The organism is Streptomyces sp. NPDC004667, from assembly GCF_040609475.1.
GTDB lineage: Bacteria > Actinomycetota > Actinomycetes > Streptomycetales > Streptomycetaceae > Streptomyces.
Genome location: NZ_JBEXKC010000003.1, coordinates 28945 through 45313, shown reverse-complemented (window position 1 = coordinate 45313; position 16369 = coordinate 28945). Strand labels below are relative to the sequence as shown.

The 16369-nt window shown below is 70.6% G+C and carries 14 protein-coding genes and 2 pseudogenes; 4 read left to right on the top strand and 12 right to left on the bottom strand.

What is annotated here, in order from left to right; all coding sequences use genetic code 11:
* Positions 1–3 precede the first annotated feature (3 nt).
* Together ABZW32_RS02360 and ABZW32_RS02355 are read right to left on the bottom strand one after the other, a co-directional pair.
* Positions 4–867 (bottom strand): universal stress protein, encoded by an 864-nt coding sequence (locus tag ABZW32_RS02360; protein ID WP_356210083.1) that lies wholly within the window; start codon positions 865–867, stop codon positions 4–6.
* Positions 864–1772 (bottom strand): universal stress protein, encoded by a 909-nt coding sequence (locus ABZW32_RS02355; protein ID WP_356210081.1) that lies wholly within the window; start codon positions 1770–1772, stop codon positions 864–866. The genes ABZW32_RS02360 and ABZW32_RS02355 overlap by 4 nt, the downstream gene beginning before the upstream one ends.
* Before the next feature lie 239 nt (positions 1773–2011).
* Here ABZW32_RS02355 and ABZW32_RS02350 point away from each other — a divergent pair, with 239 nt between their 5' ends.
* The 4 genes from ABZW32_RS02350 to ABZW32_RS02335 all read left to right on the top strand — a co-directional run bounded on the left by ABZW32_RS02350 (position 2012) and on the right by ABZW32_RS02335 (position 5752).
* Positions 2012–3040, top strand: coding sequence for a 2-dehydropantoate 2-reductase (locus ABZW32_RS02350; protein WP_356210078.1), 1029 nt, complete (start codon positions 2012–2014; stop codon positions 3038–3040).
* 262 nt (positions 3041–3302) lie between these two features.
* Positions 3303–3944, top strand: a complete 642-nt coding sequence (locus ABZW32_RS02345; protein WP_356210076.1) for a CBS domain-containing protein — start codon at positions 3303–3305, stop codon at positions 3942–3944.
* 32 nt (positions 3945–3976) lie between these two features.
* Entirely contained in the window at positions 3977–4849 is an 873-nt protein-coding gene (locus tag ABZW32_RS02340) for a universal stress protein (protein ID WP_356210074.1), read from the top strand.
* A gap of 270 nt (positions 4850–5119) precedes the next feature.
* Positions 5120–5752, top strand: a complete 633-nt coding sequence (locus ABZW32_RS02335) for a CBS domain-containing protein (protein WP_356210071.1) — start codon at positions 5120–5122, stop codon at positions 5750–5752.
* A 203-nt stretch (positions 5753–5955) separates the two neighbouring features.
* Here the strand turns inward: ABZW32_RS02335 and ABZW32_RS02330 are convergent, their stop codons facing one another.
* From ABZW32_RS02330 to ABZW32_RS02285, 10 genes and pseudogenes are all read right to left on the bottom strand, one after another.
* Positions 5956–6411, bottom strand: a complete 456-nt coding sequence (locus ABZW32_RS02330; protein ID WP_356210069.1) for a hypothetical protein — start codon at positions 6409–6411, stop codon at positions 5956–5958.
* A gap of 55 nt (positions 6412–6466) precedes the next feature.
* Positions 6467–6643 (bottom strand): annotated as a pseudogene (locus ABZW32_RS02325) (dsRBD fold-containing protein); the annotation flags it as partial.
* A gap of 22 nt (positions 6644–6665) precedes the next feature.
* Positions 6666–9302: pseudogene (locus ABZW32_RS02320) on the bottom strand (cation-transporting P-type ATPase); the annotation flags it as partial.
* Positions 9295–9891, bottom strand: coding sequence for a hypothetical protein (locus tag ABZW32_RS02315; RefSeq protein WP_356210067.1), 597 nt, complete (start codon positions 9889–9891; stop codon positions 9295–9297). The pseudogene ABZW32_RS02320 and the gene ABZW32_RS02315, both read right to left, overlap by 8 nt.
* A 41-nt stretch (positions 9892–9932) precedes the next feature.
* Positions 9933–10433 (bottom strand): flavodoxin domain-containing protein, encoded by a 501-nt coding sequence (locus ABZW32_RS02310; RefSeq protein WP_356210064.1) that lies wholly within the window; start codon positions 10431–10433, stop codon positions 9933–9935.
* A gap of 43 nt (positions 10434–10476) precedes the next feature.
* A complete protein-coding gene (locus tag ABZW32_RS02305; RefSeq protein WP_356210062.1) occupies positions 10477–11421 on the bottom strand; it encodes a putative PEP-binding protein in 945 nt (314 codons plus the stop codon).
* Between the two features lie 607 nt (positions 11422–12028).
* Complete coding sequence (locus ABZW32_RS02300; protein WP_356210060.1) at positions 12029–12481, bottom strand: universal stress protein; 453 nt, start codon at positions 12479–12481, stop codon at positions 12029–12031.
* An 84-nt stretch (positions 12482–12565) separates the two neighbouring features.
* A complete protein-coding gene (locus tag ABZW32_RS02295) occupies positions 12566–14965 on the bottom strand; it encodes a glycoside hydrolase family 65 protein (protein WP_356210057.1) in 2400 nt (799 codons plus the stop codon).
* The gene (locus ABZW32_RS02290) at positions 14962–15720 is read right to left on the bottom strand and encodes an HAD-IA family hydrolase (protein WP_356210055.1); all 759 of its coding nucleotides are present in this window, start codon (positions 15718–15720) and stop codon (positions 14962–14964) included. Before ABZW32_RS02290 ends, ABZW32_RS02295 begins: the two co-directional genes overlap by 4 nt.
* The gene (locus ABZW32_RS02285; protein ID WP_356210053.1) at positions 15720–16355 is read right to left on the bottom strand and encodes a pyridoxamine 5'-phosphate oxidase family protein; all 636 of its coding nucleotides are present in this window, start codon (positions 16353–16355) and stop codon (positions 15720–15722) included. The genes ABZW32_RS02290 and ABZW32_RS02285 overlap by 1 nt, the downstream gene beginning before the upstream one ends.
* Positions 16356–16369 lie beyond the last annotated feature (14 nt).

Here is a 16369-nt window from a genome sequence, read left to right as displayed (position 1 = left end):
GGCTCATCCGGTGGGGACGGTGATCACCGGGCAGTGCGCACGGTGCAGGAGTCCGTGGACGACGGATCCGATCCGCATGCCGGTGTATCCGCCGCGGCCGCGGCGGCCCACGATCACAGCCAAGGCGTGCTCGCCGGCCCGAGCCAGTTCCTCGACCGGGTGGCCAGTGAGGACCTCGTGGGTCACGTGCACGTCCGGGTACTTCTCGGACAGGCCGGCGGTGGCCTCGGAGAGCAGGGTGCGTTGCGCCCGCAGCGCCACCTCCTCGTCGTCCAGCATGATCGTCGGCCGCTGCCACACGCAGACGACCCGCAGCGCCGCACCCCGAAGGTCGGCCTCGTCGAAGGCGAAGTCCAGCGCGGCCGTGGCGGACGCACTGCCGTCGATCCCCGCGACGACGTAGGGCGGCTGCTGGCTGATGTGCTCGGCGTCGCCCACGACGACGACCGGGCAACGGGCCTGGGCGGTGACGGGGACCACGAGCGAGCCGGCGCTGAAGAACTCGGCGGTCCGGCTCAGGTGCCGGGAGCCGAGGACGATCATGCGGGCCTCTCGCGCCGCGCCGCCCAGGACGGGGGCGGGGAAGCCACCGAGCAGCTCACCGGTGACGGCCACCTCGGGGTGGTGGTCACGCACCCAGTTGGATGCTTGTTCGAGCCTGTCGGAGCCGGCTTGCCGCAGGGCGGTCCGGCCGCGGGTGTCATCGACGTGATGCGTGTCGCGCTGGGGCGGTACCGCGAGCACCAGGCGCAGCGGGACCCGTCGCCGTTGTGCCTCGTCGGCGGCCCAGGCCAGGGCGAGGTGCCAGTCCCTGGCGGGGTCGATGCCCACGACGACGTCTTGGCTTCCTGCCGGGTGGATGGTCATGACTGGCCCCCGAAGTCGCTGCCTGTCCTGGGGATGAGGAGGACTGGGCAGTGGGCGTGGTGCAGCAGGCTGTGCGTGGCCTTGCCCAGGTTGGGGGCGAGTCCCAGGGGCCCCGGGACCCGGCGGCCGCCCATGACGAGCAGGTCGGCGTGGCGGGACGCCTCGACCAGGACACCGGCCACGGAGATGCTCTTCTCCGCGTCGGCTTGGACCTCCAGGTCGGGGAACTCGCCGCGGACCACGTCTGTGACGGCCCGCAGGGTCTCTTCGTGCCCGCTGGCGATCTCGTCGACGCCGTCGAGCATGGTGACCACCTCGCCGACGGACTGGAACACATTCCACACGTGCAGCAGCCGCAGGGAAGCCTTGTGCAGCTCGGCTTCCTTGGCGGCGTACCGGGCGATCAGTAGGTCGTGTTCGTCGCGGATCGCCGCGAGAACCGTTCCGGTCTCCTCGGTCCCGTCGATGCCTCGGACGACGACGACGGGCGTCATGGCGGCGGCCGCGACATCCAGGCCGACCGAGCCGAGCATGAGGGAGTTGAACCCTCCCAGGCCGCGGTTGCCGACCACGACCGTGCCATGGAGTCCGCCGGCCCGGTGCAGGCTGTCGACGGCGTTCGCGCGGCTGAATTCGGTGGTCACGTTCAGCCCGGGGTACTCGGCCGACACGGCCTTCGCGGTGTCGTCCAGGAGCGCCCGGCCGTTGACGCGGACCCGTTCGATGGTCTCCTTCGACAGGTACAGGGCCCTGCCGTCGGTGTCGGCGCCATACACGATGTGCAGCGGGCGGTCCCGGCGTACGGCCTCCTCGGCCGCCCACAGGGCAGCGACACGCGCCGGCTGAGAGCCGTCCACGCCGACGGTGACCGAGCTGGTGTCCGGGGTGCGGAATGTGCTTTCCACGGTTCCTCCCAACCGAGAAGCCGATGAGGGACACCACTCACGCTGGCACCGCCACCGCTTCGGGAAGAGGGCCGCCCGGGACCGCGGACGGGACCAAAGGTCCCCATCCACTCCGATCCTGTCCAGGGCTGTTTCTGGCCTGTCCGCTTGCTCAGCCCTGGGGCGAGCCGTGCCCCTTGATCCCCGGACGGCTTCTGTCTACCTTCGGGTAACCACTGCGGACCAGGAGCGATGCCGAGATGCCTCACCCCACTGGAGACCAGCGACCCCGGATCGCCGTCTTCGGCGCGGGCAGCATCGGCTGCTACCTCGGCGGCCACCTCGCGCAGCACGCGAACGTCACACTGATCGGGCGACCCTCGGTACTGGACGGGCTGCACGAAGGGATCACGCTCTCCGGCGGCGGCCGCCCCGCGGTCCACGTCCCCCGGAACCGGCTGACGCTCACCACGGATCCGGACCCGGTTGCCGACGCCGACTGCGTCCTGGTCACCGTCAAATCCGCCGCCACGGTGTCGGCCGGACGGGAACTGGCCGGACGGCTCCGCCCGGACGCCGTCGTCGTCAGCTTCCAGAACGGGCTGCACAATGCCCGCCTGCTGCGGGACGAACTCCCGGGCACCACCCTGCTCGCAGGAATGGTGCCGTATAACGTCGCGCGGACCGCACCCGGCACCTTCCACCAGGGCACGGGTGGGGCGCTGATGCTCGACGGCGGCCCCGCTGCCGCCCCGCTCGTCGCGGCACTGACGGCCGCCGGACTGCCGGTCGAGCCGCGCCACGACATGCGACAGGTACAGCACGCCAAGCTGCTGATGAACCTCAACAACGCGGTGAATGCCCTGTCCGGCCTGCCGCTGCGGGAACAGCTGGGCGCACGCCCGTACCGGACCTGCCTCGCACTGTGCCAGGAGGAGGCACTGGCGGCGTTCGCCGCGCAAGGAGTCCGCCCGGCACGGCTCGGCCCCGTCCCGGCCCGGCTCACACCACGGATCCTGCGCCTGCCCGATGCCCTGTTCCGCCGCATCGCAGCAGCCAGCCTCCAAGTGGACGCGCACGCACGGTCCTCGATGTGGGACGACCTGGAGCACGGGCGGGCGACGGAGATCAGCAGCCTCCAGGGCGAGGTCGTCGCCATGGCGGAACGACACGGCCTGACTGCACCGGTGAACGCACGGCTCATGTCGCTGGTTCACGAGGCCGAACGCCCGGGCGGCCGCCGTTCCTGGTCCGGCCCGGAGCTGCTGCACGCCCTGCGTCAGCCGTGAGCCGGCGGGGGCAGTCGGTCAGCCGTGCCCGCCGTTCGGCGCCGTCGGCTGCCGGGCCCTCACTGCGGTGGTCGGCACCGCCCCTCCGCAGCTCGAAACTGCCGCATTGACCCTTACGGGCCCCTTGATGGGACCGGTCGGCCCTCGCCCGCGGGCAAAGACCGGCCGGATGGTGGGGGAAACACACCCACACCGGACACCGGCCTCGCGTGACGCGGCGGAGCAGGAGGGCCTCATGAAGCATCTCAAGGTGGCGGACCTGATGACCGACGAGGTCGTCTCCGTGGCCCCGGGAACCGCCTTCAAGGACGTCGCCAAGCTTCTCGCCCAGTACGACATATCAGGTGTCCCTGTCCTGGACGACGAGGACCGCGTGGTGGGCGTCGTATCGCAGACGGACCTGTTGGCCCGCACGGTGCCCGGGTCCCATCCCCCCGAGCAGGACACCACAGCGACTGGTCCGCCTACCGCAAATGACGTCATGTCCGCGCCCGCAGTCGCCGTCCACGCCGAAGAGACAGTGGCTGACGCCGCCCGGTTGATGACCCGCCGCGGTATCGAACGCCTCCCCGTCGTGGACGTGGAAGACCGGCTCGTCGGCATCGTCACCCGCCGGGACCTGCTCCGCATGTTCCTGCGCCCGGACTCCGAGATACGCCGGCGGGTCACCGACGAGGTCCTCACGGAGGTTCTCGGCGTGCCGACCGGTGAGATCGACGTCCACGTGGTGGACGGCATCGTCACCCTGGACGGCCAGGTCGAGCGCCGAAGCCAGCTCCCCACGCTCCTCAGCCTCGTCGAACAGATCGACGGGGTCGTCGCTGTGGCATCGCGCGTCACCGCCCGAACCGACGACACGGCAGCCACGCACGCGGAGCAGGCCCGGCACGCAATGCCGTGGTGACGAACACCGGAGCTCACGAAGGAACCGCAGTCATGAAGCACCACGTCGCCGTCGGAGTCGACGGTTCCCCGGAGAGCCGCGCAGCAGCCCGCTGGGCCGCGCGGGAGGCTGTCCTACGCCAGGTGCCGCTGCGCCTCGTGCACGCGGTTGACTGGCCCCTGGACCCGGTGTTCCCCGGTCTGGGCCGCCAGGACGTCGACCGCTGGGCGGACCAGGCCCTGACCGAGGCGGCGCAGGAGCTCCGCGGGCGCCACCCACGCCTGGAGATCACGACCCGCTGCCTGACGGCCCGGCCGGCCGCCGCCCTCGCGGCCGAGGCCTCCGACGCAGGGCTGCTCGTTCTCGGATCGCGCGGCCTGGGCGGCCTGGTCGGTTTCGTCGTGGGCTCGGTGGCGATGTCCACCGTGGTCGCCACCGACACCCCGGTCGTCCTCGTCCGCCCCGCCGACGACCCGGACGACCCGGACGACCCGGGCTCCGGCTCCGAGATCGTCGTAGGTGTCGACATCCATCAAGCGTGCGACCGGGTACTCGCCTTCGCCTTCGAAGAGGCTGCCCGGCGTGACTGCCCATTGAGGGCCGTGCACGGCTGGAAGATGCCGGCCGCCTACAGCTACGTCCCGTTCTTCGACCCGGACAACGAACGGGACATCGGCAGGAGCGTCACGCACATGGTGGGCGACATGCTGCTGCCCTGGCAGCACAAGTTCCCCGACGTGGACGTCAGCCACAACGTGTTCATGGGATCGGCGGGTGAGCATCTCGTCCGGGCCTCGCAGGGCGCGGGACTCGTCGTCGTGGGACGTCGTGCGCGCCGCTCCCCCCTCGGCGCGCACCTCGGCTCGGTCGGCCACGCGGTCCTGCACCACGCAGCAGCCCCCGTAGCCGTCATCGCCCACAACTGAAGGAAGGAAAACAGGTGACCGGCCGTGGGGGCACGCAGCAAGGGCGGAAAGAGTCCGCCCGCTTCTCGCGGATCCCGATTGTGCGGTGCACGGCGCTCGGCCGCTTCTCCGCATCCTCGCAAGGACCCTTTCCGCACTTCCATGGAACCACCCGCAGGCGGAGCACACCAGGGTCGGCCGGACCGTTTCCCGCCCCGGTCGGCCCTACCTGCAGAAGGGTCGCCCTTCACACCATCGCGAGTACCGGACGTTCCATCGAGGAGGAAGACCATGAAGCACCTGCGCAATATTGAGGACGTCATGACACACGCCGTGATCTCCGTCGACCGGGGAACCGCTTTCAAGGACATCGTGGAAGAGCTGCGGATGTGGAACGTCAGCGCGCTCCCCGTCCTTGCCCAGGACGGACAAGTGATCGGCGTCGTCTCCGAAGCCGACCTGCTGCTCAAGCCCCAAGGCAACGACTCGGCACACGACACCACCGCCGAGCAGCTGATGACCCGCCCGGCCGTGACCGTCACGAAGGACGCCACGATCCCGACCGCAGCGCGTCTGATGGCACGCAGGCACCTCAAGCGCCTTCCCGTGGTCGACGGCGACGGCCGCCTCGTCGGCGTGGTCAGCCGCGGCGACCTGCTCAAGGTCTTCCTGCGCCCGGACGAGGACATCGGCGCCGAGGTCCGGGAACTGATCATGTACCAGCTGCTCCCGCAGGTTCCCGCCGAAGCGCACGTCCACACGCACGGTCCCGTCGAGGCACACGTCCACGTCGCCAACGGCATCGCCTATCTCACCGGTTCGCTACCGGACCCCTCGATGGAGGACATCGTCGTACGCGCCGCCAGTACCGTACCGGGCGTCGTCGACGTCAAAGCGGATTTCACCGCGCCCGTCTCGGCATGAGGGCACGACCGCCATGAGGCACCGCAGCGTCGCGGACCTGATGTCGACAACAGACTCACCTGTGCCGCTGCCGAAGGAGCTGAGCCGCGAGCATGGCCGGTCGGTACCCGGTTGGGCCGCTCGGTCCCTCCCGAAAACCCGGCAAGCGGAAAAGCCTGAAAGCAGCGGCTTTCGACCCAGGAGGAACATCGTGTCGAACCGGATCACGGTTGGTCCGGACGGATCGGGCGCCGGCAGCGCCGCAGCCGACTGGGCCGCCATCGAGGCCCGAACTGCGCGGCGCCGCTCTGGAACTCGTCCACGCGGAGGACCGGGCCCAGTACGGGCCCTTCGCCGCACCGCTTCCCGAACCGCGTCGCCAGTGGGCGGAAGGACAGCTTGATCCGTCTGGCCTGGGCCTCGCGCAGGCCGGCGACGCTCTGGACCGTCACCGGTCGTCCGTCCCGGATGATCGCCACCCGCTCGCACGTGCGCTGCACCTCCGGCAGGATGTGGCTGGAGAGCAGGACGGTCCGTCCGATGGCAGCCGCCTCGCCCAGCAGTGCGAAGAACGTGTCCTGGACCAACGGGTCGAGTCCCTCGGTGGGGCGGAGCAGCCCGGTCAGGCACCGCAGCGTGGTCGGCTTCCCCGCGCCGTTCGGCCCGAGGAAGCCGAACACCTCACCAGGCCTCACCGTAAGGCTCAGGCGGTCGATGCCAACGGACCGTGCCCGCTCATCCAATGTCGTATGCCGTGAGGGGGGCGTGCTGCGGTGCGGCCCCGGATGCTGCCATATCTCCGTAGGCGGTGCGTTTGAGCTGTTCCGCCAGGTTCTCCAGTGCCCGGGCGGCCGCGAGTTCGTCGCCGATCTCGGGCACGTCCTTGTCCGTCGGGTTGCAGCGCGCGGTGCCGGCGTCGAGCCCACCGCCGGAGCTCGTCGCTTCCCCAGACCAGCGGCGGGAAGGCCGAGATGAGGAGGACGACGTCCAACGGGAGTGCGGCGGTGCCGAACAGGGTCTGGAGCGGCGGCGCGTAGACGAGCGCCGCGGTAAAGACGAGTTCGAAGGCAATACCGGCGAGCAGCAGCGGGTTGGTGAAGAACCCGATGTCGCGCAGGGCCGCGTGGTCGGTTCGGGCGGCGATGGCCGTGCCGACCTGGCAGGTCACGATGCCGGCGAAGGTGGCGGTGGTCGCGGTGAGGTAGGCGTGGTGCAGGGGACTTCCGGGCCCGGTGGGATCGCCGGGGTGCCAGCCCGCACGCCACAGGACGTAGAAGAAGCCGGTCATGACCAGGGCAGCGGAGACGGTGCCGAGCCAGCCCCAGCTGCGCACGAGCATGTCCTTGTTGATCACGCTCTGGGATCTGGGCCGGGGCGGTCGGGACATGATCCCCGGCTCGGCGCGCTCACGGCCGAGGGCAAGGGCCGGCAGGGTCTCGGTCCCCAGGTCGATGGCGAGGATCTGCAGGACGGTCAGCGGCAGCGGTACGGCCCCTGCGGAGAGCGCGAACACGAGGAAGGGAACGACCTCGGGGGTGAGGTGGGCGAAGATGTAGACGATGAACTTCCGGACGTTGTCGTAGACACGGCGGCCGGACTCGATCGCGGTGACGATGGTCGCGAAGTCGTCGTCGGTCAGGACCATGGTCGACGCCTCGCGGGCGACGTCGGTGCCGGAGAGCCCCATGGCCACGCCGATGTGAGCACGGTGCAGGGCCGGAGCGTCGTTCACTCCGTCACCCGTCATGGCCACGATCCGGCCGTGCGCCCGCAGGGCGTCGGCCACCTTCAGCTTGGTCTCGGGCGAGGAGCGGGCGAAGACGATCTCCGTACCGTCCTGGCGGAGGAGGTGGTCGAGCTCGTGGTCGTCGATCGCCTCGGACTGGGCGACCACCTGGAGGTTCGGCGTACCGATGCCGACGGCACGGGCCACGGCCGCGGCGGTGGCCCCGTTGTCTCCGGTGACGATGTGGACGGTGAGACCAGCCTCGTGGCAGCGCCGGACCGCGGCGGCGACCTCGGGTCGCGGCGGGTCGTACAGGCCGACGAGGCCGAGCAGGCGCAGGTCCCGCTCCACGTCCTGCCGCCGCGAGAGCGCTACGTCGGTGCCGGGCGGCAGTTCGCGTACCGCGACGGCCAGCACGCGCATGCCGCCCGCCGCCAGAGCGTCGGCGGCCTGCTGGGCCTCGCTGGCCGGCTCGCCTTCGGCCAGCAGCGCCAGGACGGCTTCGGGGGCGCCCTTGACGATCACGCGGAGGGTGCCGTGTTCTCCGTCGTGGATCACCGACATGCGACGCAGGCGCGGGTCGAAGCGGAAGCAGGCCCGTCGGTGGGCGTCCCGGTCGGCCGGGTCGAGGAGCGCGGCATGTTGTGAGGCGCCCTCGACCAGCGCGATCTCGGTCGGGTCCCCGTGCAGCGCGCCGTCGCTTTCGCGGGTGACGGTGGTGCACCGGGCGGCGGCACGGACCAGTTCGGCGGTCTCCGTACCGCTTGCCGCCTCGCGCGGCGGGGTCCAGGTGGAGTGGAGGCGCATCCGGTTGCGGGTGAGTGTGCCGGTCTTGTCGGTGCAGATGACGTTGGTGGAGCCGAGGGTCTCCACGGCGCTCAGCCGCTTGACCACAGCGCCCTGCCGGGCGAGGACCCGTACGCCCACGGCGAGGGCGAGGGTGATGGTGGGCAGCAGTCCTTCGGGCACGTTGGCGACGAGCAGGCCGATGGCGAACATCAGCGAGTCGGTCAGTGGCAGGCCGACCGCCACCCCGGTCACGAGGAAGACGGCCCCCATGCCGACCGCGACCGCTGAGATCAGCCAGGCGACCTTCTTGACCTGCTGCTCCAGTGGGCTCGGCTCACGGTGGGTGCGCTGGCTGAGGGCCGCGATCCGGCCGAGCTCGGTGTGGTCGCCGGTGGCGAAGACGATCGCCTGCGCCTGGCCCTCGGTGGCCGTGGTGCCGCTGAAGACGAGGTTGGGCTCCTGCAGCAGGGAGAGGCCCTCCAGACCCGGGCCGGCGAGGCGCTCGACCGGGGTGGACTCGCCCGTGAGCATAGAGAGGTCGGCCTCGATCCCTCCCTCGGTCAGGCGGGCGTCGGCGGGTATCCGGTCGCCTTCGTCGAGGGCGATCAGGTCTCCGGGGACCAGGTCCCGGGCCGGGACGTGCTGTGCCTGCCCGTCGCGGATCACCTGGGCCTGCGCGGGGAGGTAGCGGGCCAGGGTTTCGACCGCTTTCTCCGCCTGCCGTTCCTGGACGAGGGCGAATCCGGCGTTGACGAGGATGACCGCGACGATCGCCCAGCCGAGCACCGCGATGGCGGCGGCGAAGGCGAGTGCGGCCGCGGCCCACAGCAGCAGGGCCAGCGGGTGGACCAGTTGCCGCAGCAGTTCCCTGAGGATGCTCGTGCGGGCGGTGCGGCGGACCTCGTTCGGGCCGTAGACGGCCAGTCTGCGTGCTGCTTCCCGGCTGGAGAGGCCCAGGGGGCCGGTGTGCAGCTCTCGGCGGAGCAGGGGAAGGGGTTCCAGGGGATCCGGTGCGGTGTCCGGCGTGAGGTCCGGGGCGGCGGTGGTCTCAGTCATCGCCGGCTCCCTGTCCGGGGCGCAGGCGGCCTGACCAGAGGGGCTCGACGCCCGCCCACTCGGATTCCCAGGACCGTGCGCTGCGCGCGTCCACGATGCGCAGGCGCACGGCGACGAGGGCGCCGCCGGCCAGCACGATCCCGGCCAGCGCTCCGATGCCGATGCCCATCGCGTTCAAGGCGACGTCGGCCTGGCTGGGGGGCGCGGCGGCCGCATTGCCGTTTCCGTCGACCCACAGGCGGACCGTGTCCCCGTGCCGGGTTCCTGCCGGAACGGGGATGGATTCGGTGTGCGGGCGCTGCGAGGGGTAGTGCCACGTGGCGGCTGCCACGGTGACCGGCCGGCTGGTCGGGTGGTCTCCGGCTCTGTAGGTGGTCTCGCCGACCGTGGTGGCCGTCACGGTCTGCCGGTGGCGTGCGAGGTTCTCGGCGGTGCGGTGGCCGTCCGTCCAGGCGGCGCGCCCGAGGGCGAAACCGGCAATGACGGCCAGGAGGCAGGTCAGCGAGAAGGCGGCATGCATGTGGGTCCGGGTGCGGTCGGCGTCACGCCTGAGCGGGTTGACGCCCGTCCCTTTCGTCCGGTGGTGCATGGCACGCCTCCGTGCTGTGCGTGCCGAGCGGGGCCGTCCCTTCAGGCGGCGACGAGCTCGGCGCTGATGTGGTGGGCCCATTTCTGGATCCGTTCAGGGTTACGGAAGTCTCCGCCCTTGCCTTCGTGGAGCAGCGCCTTGGCGAGGAATCCCGGGGTGTGGGCCGTGATGCTGCCGCCGAAGGTCATGTGCTCGCGTGCTCCGATCAGCTGCATCTCACGGGCGACGGCGGAGACCGGGGGGATGTCGTGTTCCTCGGCGGAGCTGTCGAGCGGGCCGCTGCTGAACATCCACACCGGGCGGTGCCGGAGGGATTCGGCGTTGCGTTCTGCGCAGTGCTTGGCCTTGCTGCTCCAGTGGCCGGCGTAGAGGGAGCCGCCGAGAACGACGGCGTCAAAGGCGCGGACGTCCTGGACATCGTCGGCGGGCAGTACGACGGCGTCGAGACCGTCCTCGCGGAGGGTCTTGCCGATCTGTTCGGCTATGCCTGCGGTGGCGCCGTGCTTGGTGCCGTAGGCGACCAGGACTCGCTTGGTGCTCATGGCGGGTACTCCTTGGTTCCATGGTGCGGGGCTGATGCCACTGTCACGCGGCCGACGGCTGGTCCGCTTGGGCCGGACGGATCCCTGTGGGGGCCATTCGGTCCTCCCCGTAGCGCGGTTCCTCGGCGGCGACGTGCCGCTTGACAGCGGCGAAGCTGTCCGGGGCGACGGAGGTCGAGTCGATTCCGGTACGGACGAGGAAGGCGGCGTAGGCCGGGTCGTCGCTGGGCCGCTGGCCGCACAGGCCCACCGGACGTCCCAGGGTCTGGACCCGTGGGAGGAGGATCCGGATCAGGTCGGTGACGGCGGGGTCGTTCTCGTCGAAGACGTCGGCGAGTGCTTCGGAGTCGCGGTCGACGCCGAGGGTCGGCTGGGTGAGGTCGTTGCTGCCGATGGAGTAGCCGCCGAAGCGTTCGGTGAAGTCCTGGGCGAGGAGGATGTTGGAGGGGATCCCGGCCATCACATAGACCTTGAGACCGTTCTCGCCGCGCCGCAGCCCTTCAGCCGCCATTACCTCCAGGACCTTGTCGGCTTCCAGCAGGGTGCGGCAGAAGGGGATCATGACGATGACGTTGGTCAGGCCCATCTCCTCGCGCACCTGGCGCAGGGCCCGGCATTCGAGGGCGAAGCCTTCCCGGCAGCCGTCGCTGTAGTAGCGGCTGGCACCCCGCCATCCGATCATCGGGTTGGCCTCCACCGGTTCGAAGGGGTGGCCGCCGAGGAGCTTGGCGTACTCGTTGGTCTCGAAGTCGCTGGTGCGGACGACTACGGGGTCGGGCCAGCGGGAGGCGGCGATCCGGGCGATCCCGTACGCGAGCCGGTCGGTGAAGTACCGGCCCCGGTCGAGGTAGCCCTCGGCGAGCTGGTCGACGGCACATCGGTCGGAGGCGTTCCGGGTGCAGGAGGGCCATGGGGTGGACCTTGACCTGGTGCGCGACGATGAGTTCCAGGCGGGCCAGGCCCACGCCGTCGTCTTCGAGCGCGACACCGTCGTGGAGCCGGTTCCTCGTAGGCGTAGGCGGTCGTGGCGAAGCCTGGCGGCACACGCGGGCCGGCGGCGGTCAGCCGTCTGGTCAGTTCGGCCAGGGAGGCGTTCTTGCCGCCGACCCTCCCGATGTCGCCTCGGCCGAGCTCGGTGAACGGTACGACGCGTCGCATGTGTCCCGTGACGTCCTCCGGGGCTGCGCATCGGCAAGGATCAGTACGGCAGGGGGCGGCCGGACGGCGTGCGCAGATCCAGCGGGGCGGGCTTGTCGGGCTGCTTGGGCCGGGTCTGGATCCGAATGCGCTGCATCGTGGTCACCCTCTTCGGAAGGCGGCGCCGGAATGGCGTCCGGGTTCCACGATCACGCTGTGGGCCATGAGAACCGCAGTGCCGAGGGGGGCCATTCACGAGGGGCCGAGTGGTCCGTTGCGGTACGGGGCCGGTCGGCCCGGCTTCCGGTGCCGAGTGGCCGCCTGGCCAGCCGCAGGACCTCGTTCGCCCTGATCAGGACCATCAGCGGAAATCGTTGCCACCGCGCGCCAGGAGGTAGACGGGCGCGCGCTCCTGCGTTCCTCAGATCCGTGAGGCCATGCCTGATTCAAGGCGCCCATCAACTTTCGACGTCCACATCCGCCCGGACGATGGTGATCGGACATGGCGCGTGGAGCGCCGTCTGATGGCTCACCGAACCGAGCAGAGCCCGGCTGAAGCCGCCTCGACCGCGGCTGCCCACGACCAGCATGTCCGCACCGTCCGCCGCATCCACCAGGACGTCGACCGGATTGCCGCGTACCAGGCGCTGGTGCACGGAAGAGGCACCGTCCTCACCGAGGACCGTACGGACCTCCTCGACCAGCCGGCGCTCGGCCTCCTCCTCGTCGAACGTGGTGTCCACCGCCGGGGCCGACCACGACGCGGCACCGGGCAGGTCCCACGCTGCGACCGCCTCCACGCGCCCGCTCACCAGCCCTGCGTACCGGACCGCCCAGCGCAGCGCGGCCTGGGACGCGGGCGATCCGTCGACGCCCACCACGATCCGCGGAGCCTCCTGCTGCCTGTCCATTCCGTTCATCCTTCCGACGGCTGATACATCCACAGTGTGCGCATCGCGATCGCCGCGCCACGCGAGCAGGGGATGGCTGCTGTGTCAGCCCTTGGGGAGGCGGAACCACCGCTCCTGGCCTGCGGAAATGTACTCGTGCCGGTCTCCGGGCAAAACCAGGGGTACCGGCCCGAGGACCGACCGGGGGACGCTGATGCCGAGCCGGCCGGGCCGGAACCGGATACGGATGTCCCGGTGCCCCAGGTAGGAGACCGAGAACGAGGAACCGGGCACTTCGGAGAGGGGCACCGGGTCGACGTGCAGGCCGTCGCCATGGGGCTCGAGTCCGACGATGCCGCGCTCGACGAGGTCGAGGGTGCCGCCCATGGCACCGAGGTGGATCCCTTCACCGGTGGTACCGCCCTGGACGTCCGTGATGTCGCCGAGCAGGGCTTCCTGGCAGTAGCGCCATGCAACCGGTCCCTGCTCCCGGGCGAGGACCCAGCCGTGGACGAGGCTGCTGAGCGTGGAGCCGTGGCAGGTGCGCCGCAGGTAGTACTCCACCGTCCTGCGCCAGAGATCGTCGTCGAGGTGGCATTCGAGCTGGAGGAAAATTTGTTCGAGCTCTGTGGGGCGGAAGAGGTAGCCGAGCATGAGGGTGTCGGCCTGCTTGGACGCCTGGTACCGGTTGGGCGTGTCCCCTTCGGCTTCCAGGATGCGGTCAAGGCGGCGGATGTCGTGGTAGCGGGCGCGGTAGCCGTCCCAGTCGAGCTCGGCGAGGTCCCCGTAGCCCTGGAACTGACTGATCACGTCGCGGTGGAACGGCACGTACAGGCGGCGGGAGACGTCCTCCCAGACGGTGAGGCCGTCGGGCTCGATGCCGAGTTGCGTGAGGAGCTCGACGCGTCGGGCAGCCGGGAGTTCCCCGTACAGGTCCAGGGCGCGGGCCAGCACCCACGCGGCGGTGACGTTGGTGTAGGCGTTGTCGTCGATGCCGGGAGCGGCGGCGTCCGGGTAGGCATCGTGGTACTCGTCCGGGCCGACGACGCCGCGGATCCGGTAGCGGCCGAGGTCGGTGTCCCATGTCGCCGCGTCCGCCCAGAAGCGGGCTGTGTGCAGGAGGAGTTCGGCGCCGGGGCCGTGCATGAATCCGGCGTCGCCGGTGGCCTGCCCGTACCGCCACACGTTCCAGGCGATGGCCGATGCCACGTGGTGCTGGAGGTGGGAGTGGTCGGGAAGCCAGCGGCCGGAGCGCGGATTGAGGTGTAGCCGCTGCGTCTCCTCGGCTCCGGAACTGCCGCTCTGCCAGGGAAACATGGCACCCTTCGCCCCGGCCCGGCGGGCGGCCTCCCGAGCCGCAGGGAGCCGTCGGTGCCGGTACATCAACAGGGCGCGTGCGGTCTCGGGGAGGTGGAGGGCGAGGTAGGGCAGGACGAACAGCTCGTCCCAGAAGACGTGACCCCGGTACGCCTCACCGTGAAGGCCGCGGGCGGGGACGCCGGCATCGAGCTCGGCGGTGTGCGGTGAAAGGGTCTGCAGGACGTGGAAGGCGTGCAGCCGCAGCACCTTGCCCGTCTCTTCGGGTACCTTCAACCCTCCGTCGCTCCAGAGGCGTTGCCAGGATGCGCGGTGGGAGGCCAGCAGGGAGGTGAAGTCAACGGCGTGCGTGGCGCTGTCGATGCTCCGCCGTAGCGGATCGGCCGCGGGACGGTCGAGCGAGGTGCACAGGGCAGCGGTCTTCACGATGACGACGGGGGCGGCCCGCCTGATCGACAGGACAATCGTCTGTGTGGCGGTGGTGGCTGTGCATGACCGGCCCACCGGTGCCGGAGGACGTGTCGATGTCCGGACCGCGAGCCCGATTCGTACCCGGGAGGTGGTCGTGGTGCAGGAGACCCACGCGGTGCCCTCCGCCTCCACACCGGCCCGGTGCTCGACGAGGTGCCGCCCGGCCAGGGCCCGGTAACGCTCGACTCCCGCATTCGTGACCTCGCCGTCGAGTACGGACTCGATCTCGACCCTGCCGCTCCAGCCGTACGCTGTGAACACCGTCTTCTGGGCGGCCAGGTACGGGTCACCCATGTGGACGAGGCGGGTGTGGGTGACACCCAGGCGGCGGCCTTCGACATCGTGGAAGAGCATCCGGCGGGTGAGCGTTCCGGCGCGCAGGTCCAGCGACACGTGGCTGTGGCGAAGGGCCGGGTGGTCGGGCGTCAGCCAGTCGCCGGGCGGTGCGTCCTCGGGCAGGCAGCGGTACCGCAGGGCGGTCCAGTCCGGCAGCCGGACCATGTCCTCGTTGGAGACCGTTCGTCCGCCGATGGTGGAGTCGAGCCGGTTGTAGCAGCCGGCGAGGTAGGTGCCCGGGTAGTGGATGTCGTCGGCGACGCTTTCGGGGGCTGAACCGCGTGTGGCGAAGCGGCCGTTGCCAAGGGTGCACAGGGATTCGACCAGCCGCTCGGTTTTGGGGTCGTAGCGGTGGTACTCCCAGTGCCAGTCGGTGGTCACGGGCATTCGCCTTCGAGTGCGTCGGGCAGCCGGCTGAGGTCGGGGAGGACGAGATCGGCGCCATGCGCAGCCAGGGCGTCCCTCATGTGTGGGTCGTCCTCGCGGTTGAGCCCCACCACAAAGCGGAAACCACCCCTGTGCCCCGCCTCGACGCCGGCGAGCGCGTCCTCCACCACGGTGGTGTGTGCAGGATGCACACCGAGACGGCCGGCCGCTTCGAGAAAGAGGGCAGGGTCGGGTTTGCCCGGAAGAGCAAGTGCGGCTGCGTCCTGGCCGTCCACCAGGGCGTCGAAGTAGCCGACGAGGTCTGCGGATTCCAGGAGGGAGCAGGCGTGCCGGGAGGCCGAGACCGCTGCGCACCGGATCGCCTTCCGTCGCAGTTCATCGAGCGCGGGCCGCACGTCCTCGAAGGTACGGACGCCGTCGGTCCGCAGCATCGCGGAGAAGGCCTCCTCCTTGCGGGCGGCGACCGCGTGGACGCTGGCGCACCCGGGCGGGTCCTCGGGCGTTCCCGGCGGGAGGTCGATGGCTCGGGCGGCGAGGAAGGCGCGTACGCCGTCGAGGCGGGAACGGCCGTCCACCAGGTCCCGGTACTCACGGACGGCGTCGAACGGGCGCGGTCGTGCACCGGAGTGCGATGGCTGCCATTCGAGGAGGCAGCCGTCGAAAGTCTCCTTCCAGGCGGCCGCGTGGCGGTCCGCCGTGGCCAGGAGTACTCCGTCGGTGTCGAAGACGACCGCGCGTAGATCGTTCATCAGTCGTGCACCACACGACGGCCGGTGATCCGGACGGGGGTGAGCTTCATCCGGTGATCGCGCGGGCCACCAGCCCGGGGACGGGACCGGGCCGTGGTGTTGGGGTGGTGGACTTCGTGCGGGTCCGTGACGGCGGCCGGTTCGCCCACGGCCAGCACGCTCCAACCGCTGGCGGTCACGTCGTCGATGTCGTCGATCTCGAAGGCGACCTCTGTCCCTGCCGCCCTGGTAGTGACGGCTTCCGCAGAGGTACGGAAGGCGATGTCGGATCCGGCAACGAGGTGGTTGACGGGGAGGACGGCCGGGCCTTCGGGGGTGAAGACGGCGATGCGGCCCACCCCGTGTGTGTTCAGCAGCCGCCGGCATTCAGTCCGGTCCAGCGGCACGAGCATGCTGTCGCGCCGGGCGGCGGATCGGCCGGCGACGCGTTGGGTGCTGGCGCCGGTCAGGTCGTCGACGGTGAGGCCGAGGGCGTCGGCCACCCGTACGAGGGTGCCGATGGCAGGACTGGCGGCGTGCTCCTCCGGGTAGGTGATGTACGTGCCGTCGGCGCCGCACCGTCGGCCGAGTTCATCGCGGCCCAGGTCGGTGCGTGCGGTCATCTCGCCGGACTGCTGCGGGTGGGTGCTCGGCATGCTCTTCACGGTGC

What these genes read in the sequence shown, in the direction of transcription:
- ABZW32_RS02360 (WP_356210083.1), bottom strand. Translation starts at nt 867, where the DNA reads ATGACCATCCACCCGGCAGGAAGCCAAGACGTCGTCGTGGGCATCGAC.
- ABZW32_RS02350 (WP_356210078.1), top strand. Translation starts at nt 2,012, where the DNA reads ATGCCTCACCCCACTGGAGACCAGCGACCCCGGATCGCCGTCTTCGGC.
- ABZW32_RS02345 (WP_356210076.1), top strand. Translation starts at nt 3,303, where the DNA reads ATGACCGACGAGGTCGTCTCCGTGGCCCCGGGAACCGCCTTCAAGGAC.
- ABZW32_RS02340 (WP_356210074.1), top strand. Translation starts at nt 3,977, where the DNA reads ATGAAGCACCACGTCGCCGTCGGAGTCGACGGTTCCCCGGAGAGCCGC.
- ABZW32_RS02335 (WP_356210071.1), top strand. Translation starts at nt 5,120, where the DNA reads ATGAAGCACCTGCGCAATATTGAGGACGTCATGACACACGCCGTGATC.
- ABZW32_RS02315 (WP_356210067.1), bottom strand. Translation starts at nt 9,891, where the DNA reads ATGCACCACCGGACGAAAGGGACGGGCGTCAACCCGCTCAGGCGTGAC.
- ABZW32_RS02310 (WP_356210064.1), bottom strand. Translation starts at nt 10,433, where the DNA reads ATGAGCACCAAGCGAGTCCTGGTCGCCTACGGCACCAAGCACGGCGCC.
- ABZW32_RS02300 (WP_356210060.1), bottom strand. Translation starts at nt 12,481, where the DNA reads ATGGACAGGCAGCAGGAGGCTCCGCGGATCGTGGTGGGCGTCGACGGA.
- ABZW32_RS02290 (WP_356210055.1), bottom strand. Translation starts at nt 15,720, where the DNA reads ATGAACGATCTACGCGCGGTCGTCTTCGACACCGACGGAGTACTCCTG.
- ABZW32_RS02285 (WP_356210053.1), bottom strand. Translation starts at nt 16,355, where the DNA reads ATGCCGAGCACCCACCCGCAGCAGTCCGGCGAGATGACCGCACGCACC.